The following is a 20225-nucleotide window of genomic DNA, read 5'->3' as shown; positions in this document are numbered from 1 at the left end:
TTGTTGGGTTCAGGAGTTTTTCGCCTGTGGATATTAGGCAATCCGGTCGGTGATGTTGAGGAGTGGAGCAGGGTGCCAATGTGAGAGGAGCTAGCCGGTGCGAGGGCAGGGAAGCAGAGGCAGCGTTTTGGAAATTGTGGCCTGGCGTTAAGTTGGGTGAAGTGAGACGCCGCGTTCGACACGATACGTGTCGGCTGACCGCAGACAAATGTACGCCAGACTATGCCGGGCAGAGGGCAAACGCCTGTTGGAAACGGAGAGGCGTGATTGCTTGGTTTTTAAGTCAACAAAGCAACCTGTCTGCCATTGAGGAACTGCGAGATCCCTTGATGAAGTCCGTATGGAAACCTGAGCATGAACATAAAGGTGAAGACCTAAGTGCCATAAGATACGGCGAAGGCTCGAGAGGGAGTGGGAGCGCCGGGGACGGAGGAGCCCTATGCTCCGTCAAGCTCCCTCCCGAAGCGCGTGAGGTCGTTTTCATGTTGGTCGGATTTGGAGGGATCGGTCTGTTTGGAGAATGCGGAAGCGATACGTTGAACCGCGTTTTCGGCCTTTCTGGAATTTGAGGTAAAGCACCTCGCGCTTGCCTGGTCTTCCTCCTGTATAGCGCCGCATTTAGGGTGCGGCCCAACAAATGAAGCCATTTCCACGTCCTTCGGATTTGACCGGATTGGTCTTCCTCAGCGTGCGAAAGTTTGAAAGTGAGCAAGATTTCCTGCGCTTCCGCGCATTGAGTCAGACCAATCCGCCTCAAACCAACGGAAAGGCGGAGCGCTTCATCAAAACCCTTCACGAGGAGTGGGCTTGCGGAGTTCCGTACAAGACCTCTGAACAACGAAAGGCTGCACTGCCGCGATGGCTCGGCATCTACAATTGCCAACGCCCGCACGGCGGCATTAACTTCAAGACACCGATCACTCGGCTGACCTTAAAGTACTGAACAATCTCATTGGAAAGCACACCTAGGCAAGTTGCGGGCTGCTTGCTAGACAGGTGGACCGAGACATCACCAGATGAGCACGCCATGGGCGACAAAGATCAGCAGAAAAAGTCAGCGGTAAACACAGGCGAAAAAACCGGCAAACAGCGCGGTGAAAAGCCCGCGGATAAGGTGGAGGCCAAGTCCCGCGAAGACCGGCTGGCGGAAGCCCTGAGGGCCAATCTGCGACGACGCAAGTCTGCGTCCAAGAGCCGGGATGCCGACTGACGCACGCCAAGCCTGGCTGAAGGGGGGGGGCTTTTCCGTTGTGGGACCTGCATTTAAAGACAATGTGGTTTGAAACGGGTTTGTCTTCCTCAAGCTGCGGAAGTGCGGGCAATGTGGCCCGTTTGAAAGCTTTCGCAACGCCGGCGGAGGAAAAGTCCGTCCAAAGCCGAAGGACATGAAAATGGGGTCCTTGCATGGCGTCGACGAGTTTGATCGGGAATAGAGCCTGCTCCGCGATGCCTTTTAATGCGGTTTCGGCATTTTCCATGCCATGCCGCCTTCATTCGGTGAGCCGCACCCTGATCTGAAAATTGCCCAAACGCGGCCTGTCGCCTGCCTTGCATGGGCCATAAGTTACGTGTAGACCGCACGTTTGATGTGAGTTTGTTGACGTTTGCAAAGAGATGGCCGTGCGGAGCGCGCGGACCTGTTCGGGGAAAAACATGGACAGTATCAAGGTCATTGGCGGTTCGGAACTGAATGGTGTCATTCCGATTTCCGGCGCGAAGAATGCGGCACTGCCGCTGATGATCGCATCGCTCCTGACAGACGAGACCCTGACGCTGTCCAATGTGCCGCGCCTGCGTGACGTTGCCCAGTTGATGCAGATCCTGTCCAACCACGGGGTTGATTATTCGGTCAACGGCAAGCGCAGCGGTCAGGACGACCTTGCCGGGCAGACGCTGAACCTGACGGCCCGTGAAATCGTCGACACCACCGCTCCTTATGAGCTTGTTTCGAAGATGCGTGCCAGCTTCTGGGTGATCGGCCCGCTGGTTGCCCGCAGTCACGAGGCGCGCGTCTCGCTGCCCGGCGGCTGCGCCATCGGTACGCGGCCGGTGGACTTCTTCATCGACGGCCTGGCGGCGCTCGGTGCTGAAATCGAGATCGACGGCGGCTATGTGATCGTCAAGGCGCCCGGTGGGCTGAAGGGCGCACGCGTCGAGTTTCCGAAGGTTTCTGTCGGCGCAACACACACCATCATGATGGCGGCGACGTTGGCCAGCGGCGAGACGGAAATCGTCAATGCCGCGCGTGAGCCGGAAGTGGTCGACCTTGCCAAATGCCTTAAGGCCATGGGTGCGAAGATCGAAGGCGAGGGGACATCTACCATCCGCATCCAGGGTGTGCCGCGTCTTCATGGCGCGCACCATGCGGTTGTTCCGGACCGGATCGAAACCGGGACCTACGCCATGGCTGTTGCCATGACCGGCGGTGACGTTCTGTTGCAAGGCGCTCGTTCGGACCTTCTGGAAACGGCGCTCGAGACGCTTCGCCAGACCGGTGCAGACATCACGCAGACCGCTGACGGCATCAAGGTTTACCGTAACGGCAACGGAATTCAGCCGGTGGATATCACCACCGAACCGTTCCCGGGCTTCCCGACCGACCTCCAGGCTCAGTTCATGGCCCTGATGACAAAGGCCGGCGGCACCAGCCGGATCACCGAAACCATCTTCGAGAACCGTTTCATGCACGTGCAGGAACTGGCCCGCCTCGGCGCTCAGATCCACGTGGATGGCCGCACGGCAACGATCGACGGCGTTGCGACGCTGCGTGGTGCCCCGGTCATGGCAACGGATCTGCGGGCGTCCGTCTCGCTGGTCATTGCCGGTCTGGCAGCGGAAGGTGAAACGACGGTCAGCCGCGTTTATCACCTCGATCGCGGTTTTGAACGCCTGGAAGACAAGTTGACCCGCTGCGGCGCGAAGATCGAGCGCATCTCGGCCTGATCAAAGCATCGATTTACGGTGTGAAAGCATGGGCGGCGTGAACCGCGCGCAGCCCATGTAGTGCATTTTTCGCGAAATTTAATCCGCTGCTTGCCGCGCGATCACCCGGCCGCGCGAGGTGAAGGAAGGCCCCGGGCCACCGCTGCCGCTGGTCATGATGGCCTCGGCGATGGGGCTGAGGGCAGGGCTTTTAGACGACCACACGAGCAGGAAATTGGCTCCGACGCCCCCGGAGGTGTCGTTGATGGGGATCAGCACGGTTTTCGACTGCAGTGGCGCAAGCTTCACAGGCGACAAAAGCAGCTCGCGCAGCAAGGTGCCGTCTTCATTGTGATAATCGACGCGCTGAAGCGTTATGGTGGTTTCCGGGTCGACATTGTGGACGGCAAGCGTTGCCGCCAGCAGATCGGACCTGTTCGGATGAGAAAACACTCTCGAATAGGCTGGCACGTAGATGGTCTCACCGAGCACCTTTTCGGTGAAATCTTGTGCCTGAACCTGTGTAGGCACCTGGAAAAGAACCAGGCTGCCTGCCAGCAGACCGAGGCAGGTCAATCGTTTCAGCATCACGTGCCCATGCGTTTGAGTGGTGTTAGGGTATGGCCCTGATCTTCTGGCGCCACTTTCCTGAATGCGTGCCATGATTGCAAGACGGAAGGGGGCTGGTTGTCATTGGTCAGCGCCGGAACGGCCAGTAGGACGATGTTGGAGCGACTGCATGAATGCACAGACAATCCGTTTCCTGATCCAGCTTGCCTTCGCCTTTGCGGCCTTGTTTGCCGTGGTCTTTGTTCCGGCGCCCTATGGGCCGTCGCTCGGATTTTTCTTGCTTGTCTTCGGGCTCTGGTTTGGCCGGCGGATCTTCAAGCGGATTGCAACGCTGGACGAGATCAAGGCGGACTTGCGCCAGCGGGTGGATGAAGGGCCCTGAAGGCGCCTTGTTGCCGCAAGGCACGTTTCGCGGCATTGGAGATTGCCAAAACCATCATTCCCCATTAGGCAACAACCTTGGGACCGGGCAGAAAATCGCTTATATGCGTCCTGCCAGACAACGCATGACCGGATCAGAACAAGAGCAAATGGATCAGCTGAAACTTGCCGCCCTTGACCAGGAAGACCTTCAGGTTCTTTCCGCCCATCTGCAGGACGCCGTGATTACCGTCGCGGATATCCGCTACCTGCCGAAGGAGCAGAAGGCCGTGTTCGTGATGAACCGGTTCGTGTGGGACAAGGAAGCCGACAAGCGATCGAAGGAACACGAGCGCCGCCGCACGGCGCTGGCCTTTGCGCAGGTAAAGGCCATGAAGGCGCAGAACATCAACCAGAAGGCCAAGGGCGCCGTTCTGGAACTGCTCGCCGTCACCTTCGAGCCGGGAGAAGAGCCCGCCGGCACCATCCAGCTTGCCTTTGCAGGCGGAGGCAGCCTCGCGCTTGAGGTGGACTGTATCGAGGCGCAACTGTCGGACCTGGGAGCTGCCTGGTCCACGCCGAACCTGCCGCAGCACGACCTCAGCTGACCGCCCGCACGGAATGACAGACGGTGCCCGGCACCGCACACGATGGAGAATTGCGTGGTTCTACGCCTTAACATCAACGACGCCCGTTTTGAAGACCAGTTCAAGGCCCTGCTTTCCGGAAAACGGGAAGTGTCGGAGGATGTCGACCAGATCGTTCGCGATATTCTGGAGCGAGTGCGCACGGAAGGTGACAAGGCAGTCCTCGACTATACGGCCAGGTTTGACCGGCTGCAGGCTGAGAGCATGGCCGAACTGACGGTTTCCGCCGCTGAAATTGATGCCGCGCTTGCGAAGGTTCCGCAGGAGACGCTGGACGCCTTGCAACTCGCCCACGACCGTATTCATGCCCACCATGCTCGCCAGATGCCGAAGGACGACCGCTACACGGATCCCATCGGCGTGGAACTTGGGTCGCTCTGGACCGCTGTCGAAGCCGTCGGCATCTATGTGCCTGGCGGCACCGCCAGCTACCCGAGTTCCGTTCTGATGAATGCGGTGCCGGCAAAGGTTGCGGGCGTGGAACGTATCGTCATGGTGGTGCCGAGCCCGGACGGGGTGTTGAACCCGCTGGTGCTGGCCGCCGCCAGAATTGCCGGTGTCACGGAAATCTATCGCATTGGCGGCGCACAGGCCGTTGCTGCCCTTGCCTATGGGACGCAGACCATTGCGCCGGTCGCCAAGATTGTTGGGCCGGGCAACGCCTTTGTGGCAGCTGCCAAGCGCCGTGTCTTCGGCACGGTCGGCATCGACATGATCGCCGGACCGTCGGAAGTGCTGATCCTGGCCGACAGCGGCAACAATGCCGACTGGCTTGCAGCCGACCTGCTGGCCCAGGCCGAGCACGATACCGCCGCCCAGTCTATCCTGATCACCGACAGCGAAGACCTTGCAAGCCAGGTGGAAGCTGCCGTCGAAGCCCAGTTGAAAACCCTGCCGCGCGAGGAGGTCGCCCGCGCGAGCTGGCAGGACTATGGCGCTATCATTCTGGTCGATGATCTGGAGGCGGCAATGCCGCTCGCCAACCGGATCGCCCCGGAGCACCTGGAGCTGGCCGTCGCCGATCCGGAAGCCCTGCTGAAAAAGGTGCGCAATGCTGGCGCCGTGTTCCTGGGGCACTATACGCCGGAGGCCATCGGCGATTATGTCGGCGGGTCCAATCACGTGTTGCCGACGGCGCGGTCCGCCCGGTTCTCATCCGGGTTGAGCGTGCTGGAATTCGTCAAACGCACCTCGATCCTGAAATGCAATGCGGATAACCTGCGTGTGCTCGGGCCGGCCGCAATTGCCCTTGGTGAATCGGAGGGGTTGTCGGCGCACGCGCGCTCTGTTTCCATCAGGCTGAATTTATAGCTCCCGACTTGAACAAGAGGCTTCGACCAGATGAGCGAACCGCACCCGGATCCCGAACCGCAGAAAACCGGCGGCAAGCTGGTCGACGTGGTTTTGGATGAAGCCTCCATCGCCCGCTCGACACCGGAAGTGGAACACGACCGCGCCGTCGCGATTTACGACCTGATTGAGGAAAACACGTTCCAGCCGGTCGGGTATCCACCCACCAACTACGTGCTCAACCTGTCGGTGATCGAAAAGAAGCTGGTTTTCCGCATCAGGACGGATGATGACAAGGAAGTCGTCACGCATGTTCTGTCGCTGTCTCCGCTGCGCAAGATCGTCAAGGATTACGACCTGATCTGCGACAGCTATTACGAGGCGATCCGTCATGCAACGCCGAGCCAGATCGAGGCGATCGACATGGGCCGACGCGGTGTCCACAACGAAGGCTCAGCCATTTTGATGGAACGGCTGGAAGGGAAGATCCAGGTCGACATGCAGACGGCGCGCCGCCTGTTTACCCTTGTCTACGCCCTGCACTGGAAGGGCTGACGGATATGTCCGGGCCGGGCATGCGTCCGAGTGCGGTCCTGTTTGCCTGCGGAATGAATTCCGTACGCTCGCCCATGGCCGAAGCGCTGACAGCCAAACTTTTCCCGGGGCAGGTCTACGTGCGCTCTGCCGGCGTGCGATCCGGCAAGGTTGACCCCTTTGTGGATGCGGTCATGGCCGAAATCGGTGTGGACATGGGCAAGCACGTTCCCAAGACGTTCGAAGATCTGGACGAGTCCGGCTTCGACCTTGTCGTGACGCTGGCGCCTGAAGCTCACCACAAGGCGCTCGACATGACCCGGACGGAAGCAGTCGACGTCGAATACTGGCCGACCCTCGACCCGACGCTCGCCACCGGCAGCCGCGAGCAGATCCTTGACGAATACCGCGCCGTGCGCGACCAGTTGATGATGCGTATCAAGAAGCGGCTCGACTGGACGCCGCCACCGAGCGGCTGATGCCGGAGGACAGGAATGAAGTTTGAAATCACGGCGCCGGTGAAAACCGAGCGCCTGATGTTGCGGCCTTTTGCGGCTGGCGATGCGCAAGCCCTACACGCCTATCAGTCATTACCGGAGACCGCGCGGTATCATTTCTGGGAACCGCGCAGCCTGGAAGAAATCCGCACGAAGCTGACCGAGTGGGTGGAAATGTGCCGCCTCGACGGCGAGGGCACGCTGGCATTCGCAATCGAACGAAGGGAAGCACCCGGGCTGATTGGCGATGCCTCACTGAGGGTCACCAGTGTGGAGGCGTTGCAGGGCACCATCGGCTTTTCCCTCAACCCGGATTACAAGGGCAGGGGCTTTGCAACAGAGGCTGCCGCAGCGCTTTTGAAGATTGGCTTTGACGACCTGAACCTTCACCGCATTTTTGCGTGCTGCGATGCCCGCAACATGGGTTCCTGGAAAGTGATGGAACGCCTGGGCATGCGCCGCGAGGCCCATTTCCGCGAACATGCGCGCTTCAAGGGCGGCTGGGACGAAGAGTTTTACTACGCCATTCTGGAAGACGAATGGCGAAACCAGGTTCATGGAGACGGGTTTGGCGGCCGCGGCCGGCTGCAGGAGACGGCTTCCGCGCGATGAGCTTGGAAAATTGGCAGTTTCTTTGCATGGCGGTGGAAAGAAAGGTTCACTTTCGTTCCCTAATCCGTTAGTTTCCCCGGCACCCGCGGGCAGGGCCCGCTTTATTCAGGATATCAAATGGCCAAAGAAGAAGCTCTGGAGTTTCCGGGCGTCGTAACAGAACTGTTGCCGAATGCGACGTTCCGCGTAAAACTGGAAAATGATCACGAAATTATTGCCCACACGGCAGGGCGTATGCGCAAGAACCGTATCCGCGTTCTGGCGGGCGACAAGGTTCTTGTCGAAATGACCCCGTATGATCTCACCAAGGGGCGGATCACCTACCGCTTCAAGTAAGCGGATCTTTCAAGGTGACCCCGGCTGCAAGGCTCGCTCTTAAATGACCAATGCCCCTCAGTTGATCCTGGCCTCCGCCTCGCCGCGCCGCCTTGCGCTGCTGCAGCAGATCGGACTGGAGCCGGATCACCTTTTGCCGGCCGATATCGACGAAACGCCGAAAAAGCATGAGACGCCTCGCAGCCTTGCGCTGCGCCTGGCGCGGGCGAAGGCCGAGGCCGTTCGCCAGATGGCCGATGCGTCCGAAGCCATGCAGGACAGTGTGGTGCTGGCTGCCGACACCGTGGTTGCGGTCGGCCGGCGAGCCCTGCCCAAGGCGGAATTGACCGATCAGGCGCTGATGTGCCTGTCTCTGTTGTCCGGCCGTGGCCACCGGGTGTTCACCGGGGTGGCCGTTGCGGAGGCAAACGGCAAGGTCCGCTCCAAGCTTGTCGAAACGCGCGTGCGATTCAAGCGTCTGACGCGCAAGGACATGGACGACTATATTTCCTCGGGCGAGTGGCGGGGCAAGGCTGGTGGATACGCCATTCAGGGCCTTGCCGGAAGTTTTGTCGTCAAGCTGGTCGGTTCCTACCCGGCGGTCGTGGGGCTGCCCCTGGTGGAAACCGCGAACTTGCTGAGCTCGGCCGGTTACCCTGTCCATCAGGGCTGGGCGACCGCGGCAGCCTGACGCTGCCGGCACCGCGTTCGGCAAGCCGACGCCTCATTGCCGGCTGCTTCTCAGCAGTTGGCTACAGGCCGAAATCCGGAGACTGAAATGGCCGAAAGCCAGAAACCCGAACGGCGCATGCGTCCCTGTCCGATCTGCTCGAAATTGTCGACGCCGGACAATTATCCCTTCTGCTCCGATCGCTGCGCCAAGATCGATCTGAACCGCTGGTTCTCCGAAGGCTACACCATTCCGGTGGTGGAAACCGACGATATCGATGAGAGCAATTTTCCAGACGAAGACCGCTCCTGAAGACCTTGCAGGCCATGTGGGCCTGCAAGACTGTTAAGCGGCGAAATGCATGCCGGGCCATGCCTGCGTTGCAGGCAGGTCCAGGCACACCCGAACCTCACTTCCAGACGCCTTTACGCAAAGACCAGGGATCGGCACGCCGCTGTCGGTTTGACGAGGTCTGACCATTTGCCCTGCGAGACGGCTGATGCCTGGGCGTGACGGGAAAGAGATGGCCGGAATGTGCGATTTTTAGGCAGTGCTGCAAAAATATTTATCCGGCAAAATTTTTTTCAGTTTCGCCCCGTCTGGCACTTGCAGCTGTCATAAAACTGCACCAAGATCTTTTTATACCGGCGATCCTGACGTCCTCAATTCCGGTTGTTTCCGGGCGGGGTCATACCCTGTGTTGCGGGCGTGTGTGGGTCTTTAAGAACACCGGGAAGCCGGCGTCAGGCGTCTCGTTCCTGATACGGCATAACCAACCTATCCAAGGGCGAGGGTCCGATGACAAAACGTTTTCTGAGCGCCGCAGTGCTGTCCGTGACCACGGCACTGTCGACGGCAGCCTATGCCGATTATTCGCTGACGATCTTGCACACCAACGACTTTCACAGCCGCATCGAGCCGATCAACAAATACGACTCGACCTGCAGTGCGGAAGACAATGCAGAAGGCAAGTGTTTTGGCGGTACCGCGCGCCTCGACACGATCATCAAGGATCGCCGTGCAGCCAGCAACAACTCGATCCTCGTCGATGGCGGTGACCAGTTCCAGGGCACGCTTTTCTATACCTATTACAAAGGCAAGGCTGCAGCCGAGTTCATGAACAAGCTCGGCTACGACGGCATGACCGTCGGCAACCATGAATTTGATGACGGACCTGAAGTCCTGCGCGGTTTCATGGATGCGGTCGAATTTCCGGTCCTGATGTCGAACGCCGATGTTTCCAAGGAGCCTCAGCTCGCAGATGTGCTGAAACCTTCGATCGTGATCGAACGTGGCGGCGAAAAAATCGGCCTGATCGGTCTGACGCCGGAAGACACTGACGAGCTGGCCAGCCCCGGCCCGAATGTTTCCTTCACCGACCCGGTCGAAGCCGTCACCCGCGAAGCGGAGAAGCTCGCTGCTGAAGGCGTCAACAAGATCATCGTCCTCAGCCATTCCGGCTACAAGGTCGACAAGGAAGTCGCTGCCAAGGCACCGGGGATCGACGTGATCGTCGGCGGCCACACCAACACCTATCTGTCGAACACGTCGGACAAGGCCGAAGGCCCGTATCCGACCATGATCGACGGCCCGGACGGAACGCCGACCGCTGTCGTGCAGGCCTATGCCTACGGCAAGTTCCTGGGCGAACTTAACGTGACCTTTGACGACAATGGCGTCATCACCGAAGCGTCCGGTGAGCCGATCATCATCGACAACACCATCGTGGAAAACCCGGAACTGGTCTCGCGGATCAAGGAACTTGCCGAACCGCTCGACGAAATCCGCAAGGAAGTCGTTGCCCAGGCGGATGCCCCCATCGGAGCGGACCGGGAAGTCTGCCGGGCTCAGGTCTGTGAAATGGGTGTTCTTGTTGCAGACGCCATGCTGGATCGCGTGAAGAGCCAGGGTGTCCAGATTGCCATTCAGAACGGCGGCGGTCTGCGGGCCTCCATTGATGCCGGCGAAATCACCAAGGGCGAAGTTCTGACGGTTCTGCCGTTCCAGAACACGCTGTCCACTTTCGAACTCAAGGGTTCCGACGTGATCGCAGCTCTTGAGAACGGCGTCAGCCAGGTGGAAGAGGGGGCAGGCCGTTTCCCGCAGGTGGCCGGTCTGAAGTATTCCTTCGACAAGACCAAACCCGCCGGTGAACGGATCTCCGACGTCATGGTCATGGAAGGCGACAGCTACGTCCCGCTGGATCCGGAAAAGGTCTACGGCGTTGTGTCCAACAACTACATGCGCGGTGGCGGCGACGGCTACAAGATCTTCGCGACCAACGGCATGAACGCCTACGACTTCGGTCCGGACCTGGCAGATGTGGTTTCAGACTATCTTGCCAGCAAGAACGGTTACTCCGCTTACACGGACGATCGGATCACCGCAAAATAAGCTGTTCCAGCCCCTGGAAAGTCATTGGAAGCGCGCCAACCTTGGCGCGCTTCTTTCGTTTCCGGTTCCCGAGACGGCCCCCGTTCAAAGGCCGCCCCCGATGTGGGACCGTCAAACCACCGAGGCCGCAGGGCTGTTGCCCTCATGCCTTGGTGCCGCAATTGCCGGCATGCCCGGTGCACATTGGGTGTTCAGCCGTATGGGCTGTCGGGAAAACACTTTTATTTCAGTCGGTTATTTCGTTTCAAAGTTTTCAACAGGTGAGGTGAGGCCCTCGGGCAAAAAACTTTGCCGGGGTGCTGGACAAGGTTTCAGGGAGCCTCTATAAGGACCGGGCTTTCAGCGAACGGGGCTCGCCCCGGACCACTTGCAAGGCACGCCCAGATAGCTCAGTTGGTAGAGCAGCGGATTGAAAATCCGCGTGTCGCTGGTTCGATTCCGGCTCTGGGCACCACTCTCCCTACGAATTTTGCTAAAAATATCAAGACGTTGCTTCGCGGTGACACTCCGTGTGCCGTCATGCCAGTACCGTTTCACCGGTGATCGCGCGCAGAACTTCCCGTGCCACAATCCGGGCGACGGGCGTCAGAACCTGTCCTTTCCGGGTCAGGAAGGAATAGGTTTCAACCGACAGCGTTAGCTCGCTCTCCAGGGCGGTGATGGTGCCCGGGCTTCCGTCTGCATTTTCGGCAAAGCTGGAAGCGACAGACTGGGCAACGGCCGCGATCGAGTTGGTGCGCTGTACGGTGGCAATCGTAAACAGGAACGAAGAGGTTGTCAGAACCTTGGTGGGTAGGCCCAGTCCCTTGTCCCTCAGCGCCTGTTCGGTCGTCGTGCGAATTGGGGCGCCAACCGGTGGCAGCACCCAGTCGAATCCGAGCAGGGCGTCCGCAGGAATGGGGGCCGGAACGCGCGTCAGCGGATGATCCGTCCGGGCGACAAGGCAGGCAGGTTCGCGCAGGAGAGGGCGTTCCTCGAACAGCTCGGGATCCTCGTCCACCGGCACGCGGCTGAGGGAAAAGTCGAGGCGGCCATCTTCCAGCATCGGCGCAAGGTCGAGACTGGGCCCGACTTCCACGGATATGGAAATATCCGGGTAGCTGAGGCGGACATGCCGAATCGCGGGCAGGACATATTCGATTGCCGGGCCGGTGACCGAGCCGATGCTGACGTGTCCGCTCTGGCCGGACTTGTGCTGTTCGATGTCTCGCCCCGCATCGGCGAATTCCTGAAGGATGCGCACACAGCGTTCGGCCAGCTTGTAGCCGATGTCGGTCAATTCGATTCCACGGCCCGACCGCACGTAGATCTCGGCCTCCGCAACCCGTTCGATTTCCGAAATGAGACGCGACGCGGCCGGTTGCGACATGCCCAGAGCGTTGGCTGCATCGGTGAGGCGTGAGTGCTTTGCAAGCTCTGCGAGCAAACGCAGGTGGGAGATTTTCATTCCCCGTCGCAGCAAGTCGAGGCTCATGGCCGATTCCCATCATTTCATATCAATTGCGATATGTAATGATAATGAATAATAATTTGACCGTCATGTTGGTTTTCCATTTTGTACTCCCCGGCATCAACCCGTGAATGCCTGTGACTGAATAGGGCCGGCTGGGATCCGGTCCGGGAGGACGATATGAAATTTGTTTCAAAGGCGCTCGTCGCGGTAGCGGCGGCAGCAACCCTTATGTCCGGCGTCGCGCTGTCCGGCGCGGCAATGGCCCAGGACAAAGGCTCCATCGGCATCGCAATGCCGACGAAATCCTCGGCCCGCTGGATCTCCGACGGCAATTCCATGGTCGAGCAGTTCACTGCAGCCGGCTATGACGCAGATCTGCAATATGCCGAAGACGATATTCCGAACCAGCTCGCCCAGATCGAGAACATGATCACCAAGGGTGTGGACGTTCTGGTCATCGCCGCCATCGACGGCACCACGCTTTCCAACGCTCTTGAAAATGCCGCAGCTTCCGGCATCAAGGTCATCGCGTATGACCGCCTGATCCGTGACAGCGGCGACGTCGACTATTACGCCACTTTCGACAACTTCAAGGTCGGCGTGCAGCAGGCAACGTCGCTTGTGAATGGTCTGAAGGAGCGTTTCGGTGATGGCCCTTACAACGTCGAACTTTTCGGCGGATCTCCGGACGATAACAACGCCTACTTCTTCTACAATGGCGCAATGTCCGTTCTGCAGCCGCTGATCGACGATGGCACCATCGTCATCCAGTCCGGCCAGATGGGCATGGACACGGTCGGCACCCTGCGTTGGGATGGCGCTGTCGCACAGTCCCGCATGGATAACCTCCTGTCCGCTCACTACACCGACAAGCAGCTCCATGGCGCGCTGAGCCCCTATGACGGCCTGTCCATCGGCATCCTGTCTTCTCTCAAAGGTGTCGGCTACGGCTCCGGCGATCTGAAGATGCCGATTGTCACCGGTCAGGACGCCGAAGTTCCGTCCGTGAAGTCGATCCTGGCTGGCGAGCAGTACTCGACCGTTTTCAAGGACACCCGCGAACTGGCCCGCGTCACCGTCGGCATGGTTGATGCCCTTCTGGGCGGCGGCGAGCCGGAAATCAACGACACCACCACCTACGACAACGGTGTGAAGGTCGTTCCGTCCTACCTGCTGGAGCCGGTGTCCGTCGACGCCAGCAACTGGGAAGAAGTGCTGATCGGCAGCGGTTACTACACCGAAGACCAGATCAAGTAACACCCATAACGGCCTGGAGCATCCCGCATTCAAGTGAATGCAAGGAAGATGCTCCAGCCCTTCAAAAAGGGTCAGCTTCCGGAGGCTTAATCCAGAGAGATTGAGCCTCCACTGATCCGGTAGCACTTACCGCCCATCGACATGGACATTCCGTTCTTCCCGGCAGTCTGGGAAGCGCGGAACGGACCCGGACCCTGATTGTTCGGCGCGATGGGCGGCTCTTTCCTCGGAATTCGGAGAACGGGGTCGATGGCACTCCTTTCCATGCAGAACATCAGCAAGACCTTTCCCGGCGTGAAAGCGCTGGACCGGGTCAACCTGGATGTCCAGAAAGGCGAAATTCACGCAGTCGTCGGCGAGAATGGCGCAGGCAAATCCACGCTGATGAAGGTTCTGTCCGGCGTCTATCCGCATGGACAATATGACGGCGAGATCATTTTCGAAGGCGAACCGGCCCGCTTTTCCGGCATCTCGGACAGTGAGAAGCAGGGCATCATCATCATTCACCAGGAACTTGCCCTGGTACCGCAGCTGTCGATCGCGGAAAATATCTTCCTGGGCAACGAGTGTGCCCGCAAGGGCGTGATCGACTGGCGGAAAACCAACCAGCGGACCGAAGAACTGCTCGCCAAGGTCGGTCTTTCGGAGCCGCCCACGACCAAGGTCGATTCCATCGGTGTCGGCAAGCAGCAGCTTGTCGAGATCGCCAAGGCGCTCTCCAAGGACGTGAAGCTGCTGATCCTGGACGAGCCGACCGCGGCGCTGCAGGAAAACGACAGCCGGAAGCTGCTGGACCTGATGCTGGAGCTCAAGGCGCAAGGCGTCACCAGCATCATCATTTCACACAAGCTCAACGAAGTCCGCTATGTCGCTGACAGCGTCACCGTGATCCGGGACGGCATGACCGTGTCGAACCTCGACGCCAAGGCCGGCCTGAGCGAAGACGATATCGTCCGCGACATGGTTGGCAGGGACATGACCCACCGGTTCCCGGAACACAGCCGCACGCCGGGCGATGTCCTGATGGAAGTTGCCGACTGGAGCGTCTGGCATCCCGAACATTCCGAACGGCGGGTGATCAAGAACGCCTCGTTCAATGTCCGTGCTGGAGAAGTCGTCGGCATTGCCGGGCTGATGGGATCCGGGCGGACCGAACTGGCCATGTCGATCTTCGGCCGTTCTTACGGTCGCAACATCACCGGATCGGTGAAGCTCAAGGGGCAGCCGATTGACGTCAGTACGGTGGACCGGGCGATTTCAGCGGGCATTTCCTACGTCACCGAAGACCGCAAGGCTCTGGGGCTGGTGCTGGACGAGACGATCCGGTTCAACACGACGCTCGCCAACCTGGACGGCGTTTCCTCCGGTCCTATCCTCAAGCGCAACGAGGAAACCCGCGTTGCCGAGCGATACCGGGAAGCCCTGGCGATCCGCACCCCGTCGGTGTTCCAGAAAACGGTCAACCTGTCCGGAGGCAATCAGCAGAAGGTGGTGCTGGCCAAATGGCTGTTCACCGCACCGGAAGTGCTGATCCTGGATGAGCCGACCCGCGGTATCGATGTCGGCGCCAAATATGAAATCTACACCATCATCAACGACCTCGCCGCGCAGGGCAAAGGCGTGGTCATGATCTCGTCCGAGATGCCGGAACTGCTCGGCATGTGCGACCGGATCTACGTCATGAACGAAGGGGCTCTCGTTGGCGAACTTGCCGCCGGCGATGCGAGCCAGGAGCGCATCATGTCGCTCATTGTCAACGAATGAGAGAAAAACCCATGGAACTGGCTGATAGCGACACCAATGCAACGCCGGTCGTGAAGACCAAGGGCATCGGCGAGTATATCTCCTCGCATATGCGGCAATACGGTCTGTTGTTCGCGCTGATCGCGGTCATGGCCTTCTTCGAGGTCGTCACCGATGGCACGCTGCTGCGCGCGGTGAACATCACCAACCTGCTGCTGCAGAACTCCTACATCATCATCATGGCGCTCGGCATGTTGATCGTCATCGTTTCGGGCAACATCGACCTGTCGGTCGGCTCGGTAATGGGCTTCATCGGCGCACTTGCCGCCGTCATGATCGTCAACTACGACCAGTCGCCCTATCTGACAATGATCGTGTGTCTTGCCATCGGCGGGCTGATCGGTGCCGCCCAGGGCTATTGGGTCGCCTACTGGAAGATCCCGTCCTTCATCGTGACGCTGGCCGGCATGCTCGTCTTCCGCGGCTTGTCGCTCTGGCTGCTGGAAGGCCAGTCGGTCGGCCCGTTTCCGAAGGAATTCCAGATCATCGCCACCGGTTTCGTACCGGATCTGTTTCCGGCAGGCATAGGGGCCGCGCTGGCGGATCTCTTCGGGGCCCGCAAGGTCAACGTCCTGGCGCTTGCGACAGGTATCGCCGCTGCTGCCCTGGTGGTGTGGATCGGGCTGCGTCAGCGGGCCCAGAACAAGGCCTATGGCATTGAGGATGAGCCCACCAGCTTCTTCGTCGTCCGCAACGTGATCATCGCCGCCGCACTGATTTTCGTGATGTTCAAGCTGTCCCTCTTCCGGGGCCTGCCGAACGTCTTGATCACCATGGGCATTCTGACGATCATCTATGCCTTCATCACCGAAACCACCACGGTCGGCCGCCGGATCTACGCCCTCGGCGGCAACCAGAAGGCTGCCAAACTGTCCGGGATCAAGACCGAACGGCTGACCTTCCTGGCCTTCACGAACATGGGTGTGCTGGCTGCCGCAGCGGGTCTTGTCTTCGCGGCACGGCTCAACACAGCAACGCCAAAGGCGGGCTTTGCGCTGGAACTGGATGTGATCGCGGCCGTCTTCATCGGCGGAGCGTCCATGTCCGGCGGGGTCGGCACCATCATTGGCGCGGTCGTCGGCGCATTCCTCATGGGCGTGCTCAACAACGGCATGTCGATCATGGGGATCGGTATCGACTACCAGCAGATGATCAAGGGCCTCGTGCTGCTCGCCGCCGTTATTTTCGATGTCTACAACAAGAACAAGCAGGGGTAACTCTATGCTGATTTCCCAGATCCTGGACGATGCCGGCAATCGGGCCGTGGTCGTTCGCAATGGCAGCGAAGCCTCTGTCCTGAAGGGCGTTGCCTCCACCTATGACCTGGTTCAGGAGGCCATTGGAAAAGGCCAGAGCCTGACCGAATGCATCCGTGGTCATGAACTTGGTGCGGCTGTCGATCTGGAGCAGCTTGCTTCAAAGGGCCGCCTGCTGCTGCCGATCGATCATCCGGATGCGGCCCATATGCATCTGACCGGCACGGGGCTGACCCATCTCGGGTCGGCCGCGACCCGCGATGCCATGCATGCCAAGGCCAAGAACGACGAAGCCAGCATGACCGACAGCATGAAGATGTTTCAGCTGGGTCTGGAAGGGGGACGTCCGGAAGCCGGGCAGGTCGGCGTTCAGCCGGAGTGGTTCTACAAGGGCAACGGGTCTTGCGCCGTGGCGCCGGGCGGCGATCTTGTCAGCCCCGGTTTCTGTGAGGATGGCGGCGAAGAGCCGGAAGTTGCCGGCATCTATGTGATCGCGGATGACGGAACGCCGTTCCGTGTCGGCTTCGCGCTCGCCAACGAGTTCTCCGATCACGTGATGGAACGCCAGAACTATCTCTATCTGGCGCATTCCAAGCTGCGTCCGGCTTCCTTCGGTCCGGAACTCCTGGTCGGTCCGCTTCCGGAGAAGGTCGAGGGCACCAGCCGGATTTACCGCGACGGTGCCGTGCTGTGGGAAAAGCCGTTCCTGTCGGGTGAAGCCAACATGTCCCACACGCTGGCGAACCTGGAACACCATCATTTCAAATATGACGTTTTCCGTCAGCCGGGCGATCTGCATGTGCACATGTTCGGCACGGCAACGCTTTCCTTTGCCGATGGCATTGCCTGCCGGGAAGGGGACGAGGTGGAGATTTCCGCGCCGGGCTTCGGCGTTCCCCTGAAAAACCGTCTTGCCTTCAAGGCCGCGGAGGCTGGGGCAGCTCAAGTGAAGGTTCTTTAGATCATGGCATTCAAACCGGCAAAATGGCCGCGCAAGCTGCGGTCGGCCGAATGGTTCGGCGGCACCAGCCGCGACCATATCTATCACCGTAGCTGGATGAAGAACCAGGGACTGCCGGACGATCTCTTCGACGGCCGCCCGGTCATCGGCATCTGCAACACCTGGTCGCAGCTGACACCCTGCAACGCGCATCTGCGCGATCTGGCGGAGCGGGTCAAACACGGGATTTATGAGGCCGGTGGTTTCCCGGTCGAGTTCCCCGTGTTCTCGACGGGTGAAAGCACGCTGCGTCCAACAGCGATGATGTTCCGCAACCTTGCCAGCATGGATGTGGAAGAGGCGATCCGGGGCACGCCGCTGGATGGCGTCGTCTTGCTTGTCGGCTGTGACAAGACCACACCCTCGTTGCTGATGGGCGCCGCTTCCGTTGATATTCCGGCAATTGTCGTCACCGGCGGGCCGATGCTGAACGGCTGGTTCCAGGGCGAGCGCGTTGGGTCCGGCACGCATCTTTGGAAATTCTCCGAGGCCGTGAAGGCGGGTGAGATGACCCAGGAGGAGTTTCTGGAGGCCGAGGCCGCCATGAGCCGGTCTCCGGGAAGCTGCAACACCATGGGCACCGCGTCCACCATGGCCTCAATGGCCGAAGCGCTGGGCATGGCCTTGTCCGGCAATGCCGCCATCCCGGCCGTCGACAGCCGCCGCCGGGTGATCGCGCATCTCTCCGGCCGGCGGATCGTTCAGATGGTCAAGGACGATCTGAAACCGTCCGACATCCTGACCCGGGAAGCCTTCGAGAACGCGATCCGCACCAATGGCGCCATCGGCGGGTCGACCAATGCGGTCATCCATCTTCTGGCCATCGCCGGCCGTGTCGGCATCGACCTCTCGCTCGATGACTGGGACAAGGCCGGCCGGGACATTCCGACCATCGTCAACCTGATGCCGTCAGGCAAATACCTCATGGAAGAGTTCTTCTACGCGGGCGGCCTGCCGGTGGTGATCAAGCGCCTCGGCGAGGCGGGCATGCTCAACAAGGATGTTATTACCGTTTCCGGCGAGACCATGTGGGATCAGGTCAAGGACGTGAAGAACTGGAACGAGGATGTCATTCTGCCGGCGGACAAGGCGCTGACCAGCCAGGGCGGCATCGCGGTTTTGAGGGGCAACCTTGCACCCAATGGCGCTGTTCTGAAACCGTCCGCCGCGTCGCCGCATCTGATGCAGCACAAGGGCAGGGCAGTGGTCTTTGAGGATATCGACGACTACAAGGCCAAGATCAACGACGACGCCCTCGATATAGACGAGACCTGCGTCATGGTGCTGAAGAACTGCGGCCCCAAGGGGTATCCCGGCATGTCGGAAGTCGGCAACATGGGCCTGCCGCCGAAGGTGCTGAAGAAAGGCATCACCGACATGGTCCGCATCTCGGATGCACGCATGTCCGGCACGGCCTATGGCACTGTTGTTCTGCACACGTCTCCGGAAGCCGCCGCCGGCGGCCCGCTGGCGGTCGTGCAAAACGGCGACATGATCGAACTGGATGTCCCGAACCGGAAAATTCATCTGGATATCTCCGAAGAGGAACTGTCCGCGCGGCTTGCAGACTGGAAACCGTCCCACCATGTTCCGGACAGTGGCTACGCGCGGTTGTTCCATGACCACGTCCAGGGGGCCGACACAGGCGCCGACTTTGACTTTCTGAAAGGCTGCCGCGGCTCGGCCGTGCCGAAGGATTCACATTGATGGCAGAAAAACTGGCGCTGGTGGGTATCGGCAAGATCGCCCGCGATCAGCATATTCCGGCAATTGCCGGCAATTCCGACTGGCAACTGGAAGCAGCGGTTAGCCGGCACGCCGGGGTCGATGGCATCGATCATTTCGAAACGATCGATGCACTGTTGGAAAACCGGCCGGACATTACGACGGTGTCGCTGGCCATTCCGCCGCAACCGCGGTTCGAATATGCGGCCAAGGCTTTGAAAGCCGGCAAGCACGTGATGCTGGAAAAGCCCCCGGGCCAAAGCCTGGCCGAATGCTACGCCCTGGAGGCCCTGGCAAAGGAAAACGGGGTGACGCTGTTCGCGACCTGGCATTCGCGCTACGCCGATAGCGTGCCGGCGTTGAAAGCCTTTCTGGCCGAACGCACGTTGAAACGGCTCAAGATCACCTGGAAGGAAGATGTCCGCCGCTGGCATCCCGGCCAGGAATGGATCTGGGAACCGGGCGGCATGGGTGTCTTCGATCCGGGTATCAATGCACTGTCGATACTGACGGAAATTCTGCCTTACCCGGTTCACATTACCGCGGCGACGTTGGAGTTTCCGCAGAACCGGGCAACACCGATCGCCGCCGCGCTGACCTTTGCCGACCCGGCAGGTGCACAGATGTCCGCCGATTTCGATTGGCGTCAGGAAGGACCCCAGACGTGGGACATCGACGTGGAAACCGACCGGGGCGCCGCAAAGCTGTCACTTGGCGGTGAGAGGCTGGAAATCGACGGCGAGCCCGTTATACAGGGGGCGAACCATGAATATGCCAACCTCTACGTCCGCATGGCGGATCTGGTGAAATCAGGTGCGAGTGACGTTGATCTCTCGCCCATGATCCATGTTTGCGACGCCTTCTCACTCGGGCGGCGCGTCATCACCGATCCGTTCGAATTTTAATCCATCTTCAAAACC

21 protein-coding genes and 1 tRNA gene are annotated in these 20225 nt (G+C 59.9%); 20 read left to right on the top strand and 2 right to left on the bottom strand.

From position 1 onward, the window contains the following. Positions 1-637 precede the first annotated feature (637 nt). From V1T76_RS00620 to murA, 3 genes are all read left to right on the top strand, one after another. Positions 638-943 (top strand): integrase core domain-containing protein, encoded by a 306-nt coding sequence (locus V1T76_RS00620; RefSeq protein ID WP_442970062.1) that lies wholly within the window; start codon positions 638-640, stop codon positions 941-943. Between the two features lie 84 nt (positions 944-1027). After that, positions 1028-1210: a hypothetical protein gene (locus V1T76_RS00615; RefSeq protein ID WP_330558690.1), complete on the top strand. Its 183-nt coding sequence runs from the start codon at positions 1028-1030 to the stop codon at positions 1208-1210. Between the two features lie 443 nt (positions 1211-1653). Then, positions 1654-2943: a UDP-N-acetylglucosamine 1-carboxyvinyltransferase gene (gene murA / locus V1T76_RS00610; protein WP_330558689.1), complete on the top strand. Its 1290-nt coding sequence runs from the start codon at positions 1654-1656 to the stop codon at positions 2941-2943. A gap of 78 nt (positions 2944-3021) precedes the next feature. Here the strand turns inward: murA and V1T76_RS00605 are convergent, their stop codons facing one another. Continuing rightward, positions 3022-3510: a DUF3124 domain-containing protein gene (locus tag V1T76_RS00605; RefSeq protein ID WP_330558688.1), complete on the bottom strand. Its 489-nt coding sequence runs from the start codon at positions 3508-3510 to the stop codon at positions 3022-3024. Positions 3511-3661: 151 nt separating this feature from the next. Between V1T76_RS00605 and V1T76_RS00600 the strand changes: the two genes are divergently transcribed. The 11 genes from V1T76_RS00600 (at position 3662) to V1T76_RS00550 (ending at position 11265) form a co-directional block, all read left to right on the top strand. Beyond that, positions 3662-3874 (top strand): hypothetical protein, encoded by a 213-nt coding sequence (locus V1T76_RS00600; protein ID WP_330558687.1) that lies wholly within the window; start codon positions 3662-3664, stop codon positions 3872-3874. Positions 3875-4022: 148 nt separating this feature from the next. Next, positions 4023-4460 (top strand): DUF2948 family protein, encoded by a 438-nt coding sequence (locus V1T76_RS00595; RefSeq protein WP_006939324.1) that lies wholly within the window; start codon positions 4023-4025, stop codon positions 4458-4460. Between the two features lie 42 nt (positions 4461-4502). Further along, entirely contained in the window at positions 4503-5810 is a 1308-nt protein-coding gene (gene hisD / locus V1T76_RS00590) for a histidinol dehydrogenase (protein ID WP_330558686.1), read from the top strand. A gap of 30 nt (positions 5811-5840) precedes the next feature. Continuing rightward, entirely contained in the window at positions 5841-6344 is a 504-nt protein-coding gene (locus V1T76_RS00585) for a UPF0262 family protein (protein WP_330558685.1), read from the top strand. Between the two features lie 5 nt (positions 6345-6349). Next, complete coding sequence (locus V1T76_RS00580) at positions 6350-6802, top strand: arsenate-mycothiol transferase ArsC (protein WP_330558684.1); 453 nt, start codon at positions 6350-6352, stop codon at positions 6800-6802. Between the two features lie 15 nt (positions 6803-6817). Then, positions 6818-7432 (top strand): GNAT family N-acetyltransferase, encoded by a 615-nt coding sequence (locus V1T76_RS00575; protein ID WP_330558683.1) that lies wholly within the window; start codon positions 6818-6820, stop codon positions 7430-7432. A gap of 117 nt (positions 7433-7549) precedes the next feature. Continuing rightward, the gene (infA, locus tag V1T76_RS00570; protein WP_006939340.1) at positions 7550-7768 is read left to right on the top strand and encodes a translation initiation factor IF-1; all 219 of its coding nucleotides are present in this window, start codon (positions 7550-7552) and stop codon (positions 7766-7768) included. 43 nt (positions 7769-7811) lie between these two features. Beyond that, entirely contained in the window at positions 7812-8438 is a 627-nt protein-coding gene (locus tag V1T76_RS00565; protein WP_006939342.1) for a Maf-like protein, read from the top strand. A gap of 87 nt (positions 8439-8525) precedes the next feature. Continuing rightward, positions 8526-8729: a DNA gyrase inhibitor YacG gene (gene yacG / locus V1T76_RS00560; RefSeq protein ID WP_006939344.1), complete on the top strand. Its 204-nt coding sequence runs from the start codon at positions 8526-8528 to the stop codon at positions 8727-8729. A 486-nt stretch (positions 8730-9215) separates the two neighbouring features. After that, positions 9216-10811 carry a bifunctional metallophosphatase/5'-nucleotidase gene (locus V1T76_RS00555; protein WP_330558681.1) on the top strand — a complete coding sequence of 532 codons (1596 nt, stop codon included), beginning with the start codon at positions 9216-9218 and terminating at the stop codon, positions 10809-10811. Positions 10812-11189: 378 nt separating this feature from the next. Continuing rightward, positions 11190-11265 (top strand) — tRNA-Phe (locus tag V1T76_RS00550). Between the two features lie 63 nt (positions 11266-11328). Here the strand turns inward: V1T76_RS00550 and V1T76_RS00545 are convergent. Then, a complete protein-coding gene (locus V1T76_RS00545) occupies positions 11329-12285 on the bottom strand; it encodes a LysR family transcriptional regulator (RefSeq protein WP_330558680.1) in 957 nt (318 codons plus the stop codon). Between the two features lie 156 nt (positions 12286-12441). Here V1T76_RS00545 and chvE point away from each other — a divergent pair, with 156 nt between their 5' ends. From chvE to V1T76_RS00515, 6 genes are all read left to right on the top strand, one after another. Beyond that, the gene (gene chvE, locus V1T76_RS00540; protein ID WP_330558679.1) at positions 12442-13521 is read left to right on the top strand and encodes a multiple monosaccharide ABC transporter substrate-binding protein; all 1080 of its coding nucleotides are present in this window, start codon (positions 12442-12444) and stop codon (positions 13519-13521) included. A gap of 249 nt (positions 13522-13770) precedes the next feature. After that, complete coding sequence (gene mmsA, locus V1T76_RS00535; protein WP_330558678.1) at positions 13771-15285, top strand: multiple monosaccharide ABC transporter ATP-binding protein; 1515 nt, start codon at positions 13771-13773, stop codon at positions 15283-15285. Between the two features lie 11 nt (positions 15286-15296). Then, positions 15297-16541, top strand: a complete 1245-nt coding sequence (gene mmsB / locus V1T76_RS00530; RefSeq protein ID WP_330558677.1) for a multiple monosaccharide ABC transporter permease — start codon at positions 15297-15299, stop codon at positions 16539-16541. Between the two features lie 4 nt (positions 16542-16545). Beyond that, positions 16546-17541, top strand: a complete 996-nt coding sequence (gene araD1, locus V1T76_RS00525) for an AraD1 family protein (RefSeq protein WP_330558676.1) — start codon at positions 16546-16548, stop codon at positions 17539-17541. A gap of 3 nt (positions 17542-17544) precedes the next feature. Then, a complete protein-coding gene (gene araD, locus V1T76_RS00520; RefSeq protein WP_330558675.1) occupies positions 17545-19287 on the top strand; it encodes an L-arabinonate dehydratase in 1743 nt (580 codons plus the stop codon). Next, complete coding sequence (locus tag V1T76_RS00515) at positions 19287-20210, top strand: Gfo/Idh/MocA family protein (RefSeq protein WP_330558674.1); 924 nt, start codon at positions 19287-19289, stop codon at positions 20208-20210. The genes araD and V1T76_RS00515 overlap by 1 nt, the downstream gene beginning before the upstream one ends. Positions 20211-20225: the final 15 nt, after the last annotated feature.

The sequence above is a fragment of the Roseibium sp. FZY0029 genome, assembly GCF_036350355.1.
Lineage (GTDB): Bacteria > Pseudomonadota > Alphaproteobacteria > Rhizobiales > Stappiaceae > Roseibium.
This window is presented reverse-complemented; position numbering and strand designations above follow the sequence as displayed.

Excerpts from the sequence above, each read along its gene's own strand:
- V1T76_RS00585 (WP_330558685.1), top strand. The coding sequence starts at position 5,841 with ATGAGCGAACCGCACCCGGATCCCGAACCGCAGAAAACCGGCGGCAAG.
- hisD (WP_330558686.1), top strand. The coding sequence starts at position 4,503 with ATGGAGAATTGCGTGGTTCTACGCCTTAACATCAACGACGCCCGTTTT.
- murA (WP_330558689.1), top strand. The coding sequence starts at position 1,654 with ATGGACAGTATCAAGGTCATTGGCGGTTCGGAACTGAATGGTGTCATT.
- V1T76_RS00515 (WP_330558674.1), top strand. The coding sequence starts at position 19,287 with ATGGCAGAAAAACTGGCGCTGGTGGGTATCGGCAAGATCGCCCGCGAT.
- V1T76_RS00555 (WP_330558681.1), top strand. The coding sequence starts at position 9,216 with ATGACAAAACGTTTTCTGAGCGCCGCAGTGCTGTCCGTGACCACGGCA.
- V1T76_RS00615 (WP_330558690.1), top strand. The coding sequence starts at position 1,028 with ATGGGCGACAAAGATCAGCAGAAAAAGTCAGCGGTAAACACAGGCGAA.
- V1T76_RS00600 (WP_330558687.1), top strand. The coding sequence starts at position 3,662 with ATGAATGCACAGACAATCCGTTTCCTGATCCAGCTTGCCTTCGCCTTT.
- V1T76_RS00565 (WP_006939342.1), top strand. The coding sequence starts at position 7,812 with ATGACCAATGCCCCTCAGTTGATCCTGGCCTCCGCCTCGCCGCGCCGC.
- V1T76_RS00620 (WP_442970062.1), top strand. The coding sequence starts at position 638 with ATGAAGCCATTTCCACGTCCTTCGGATTTGACCGGATTGGTCTTCCTC.
- V1T76_RS00575 (WP_330558683.1), top strand. The coding sequence starts at position 6,818 with ATGAAGTTTGAAATCACGGCGCCGGTGAAAACCGAGCGCCTGATGTTG.
- V1T76_RS00595 (WP_006939324.1), top strand. The coding sequence starts at position 4,023 with ATGGATCAGCTGAAACTTGCCGCCCTTGACCAGGAAGACCTTCAGGTT.
- V1T76_RS00545 (WP_330558680.1), bottom strand. The coding sequence starts at position 12,285 with ATGAGCCTCGACTTGCTGCGACGGGGAATGAAAATCTCCCACCTGCGT.
- V1T76_RS00605 (WP_330558688.1), bottom strand. The coding sequence starts at position 3,510 with ATGCTGAAACGATTGACCTGCCTCGGTCTGCTGGCAGGCAGCCTGGTT.
- mmsB (WP_330558677.1), top strand. The coding sequence starts at position 15,297 with ATGGAACTGGCTGATAGCGACACCAATGCAACGCCGGTCGTGAAGACC.
- araD1 (WP_330558676.1), top strand. The coding sequence starts at position 16,546 with ATGCTGATTTCCCAGATCCTGGACGATGCCGGCAATCGGGCCGTGGTC.
- yacG (WP_006939344.1), top strand. The coding sequence starts at position 8,526 with ATGGCCGAAAGCCAGAAACCCGAACGGCGCATGCGTCCCTGTCCGATC.
- chvE (WP_330558679.1), top strand. The coding sequence starts at position 12,442 with ATGAAATTTGTTTCAAAGGCGCTCGTCGCGGTAGCGGCGGCAGCAACC.
- araD (WP_330558675.1), top strand. The coding sequence starts at position 17,545 with ATGGCATTCAAACCGGCAAAATGGCCGCGCAAGCTGCGGTCGGCCGAA.
- infA (WP_006939340.1), top strand. The coding sequence starts at position 7,550 with ATGGCCAAAGAAGAAGCTCTGGAGTTTCCGGGCGTCGTAACAGAACTG.
- mmsA (WP_330558678.1), top strand. The coding sequence starts at position 13,771 with ATGGCACTCCTTTCCATGCAGAACATCAGCAAGACCTTTCCCGGCGTG.
- V1T76_RS00580 (WP_330558684.1), top strand. The coding sequence starts at position 6,350 with ATGTCCGGGCCGGGCATGCGTCCGAGTGCGGTCCTGTTTGCCTGCGGA.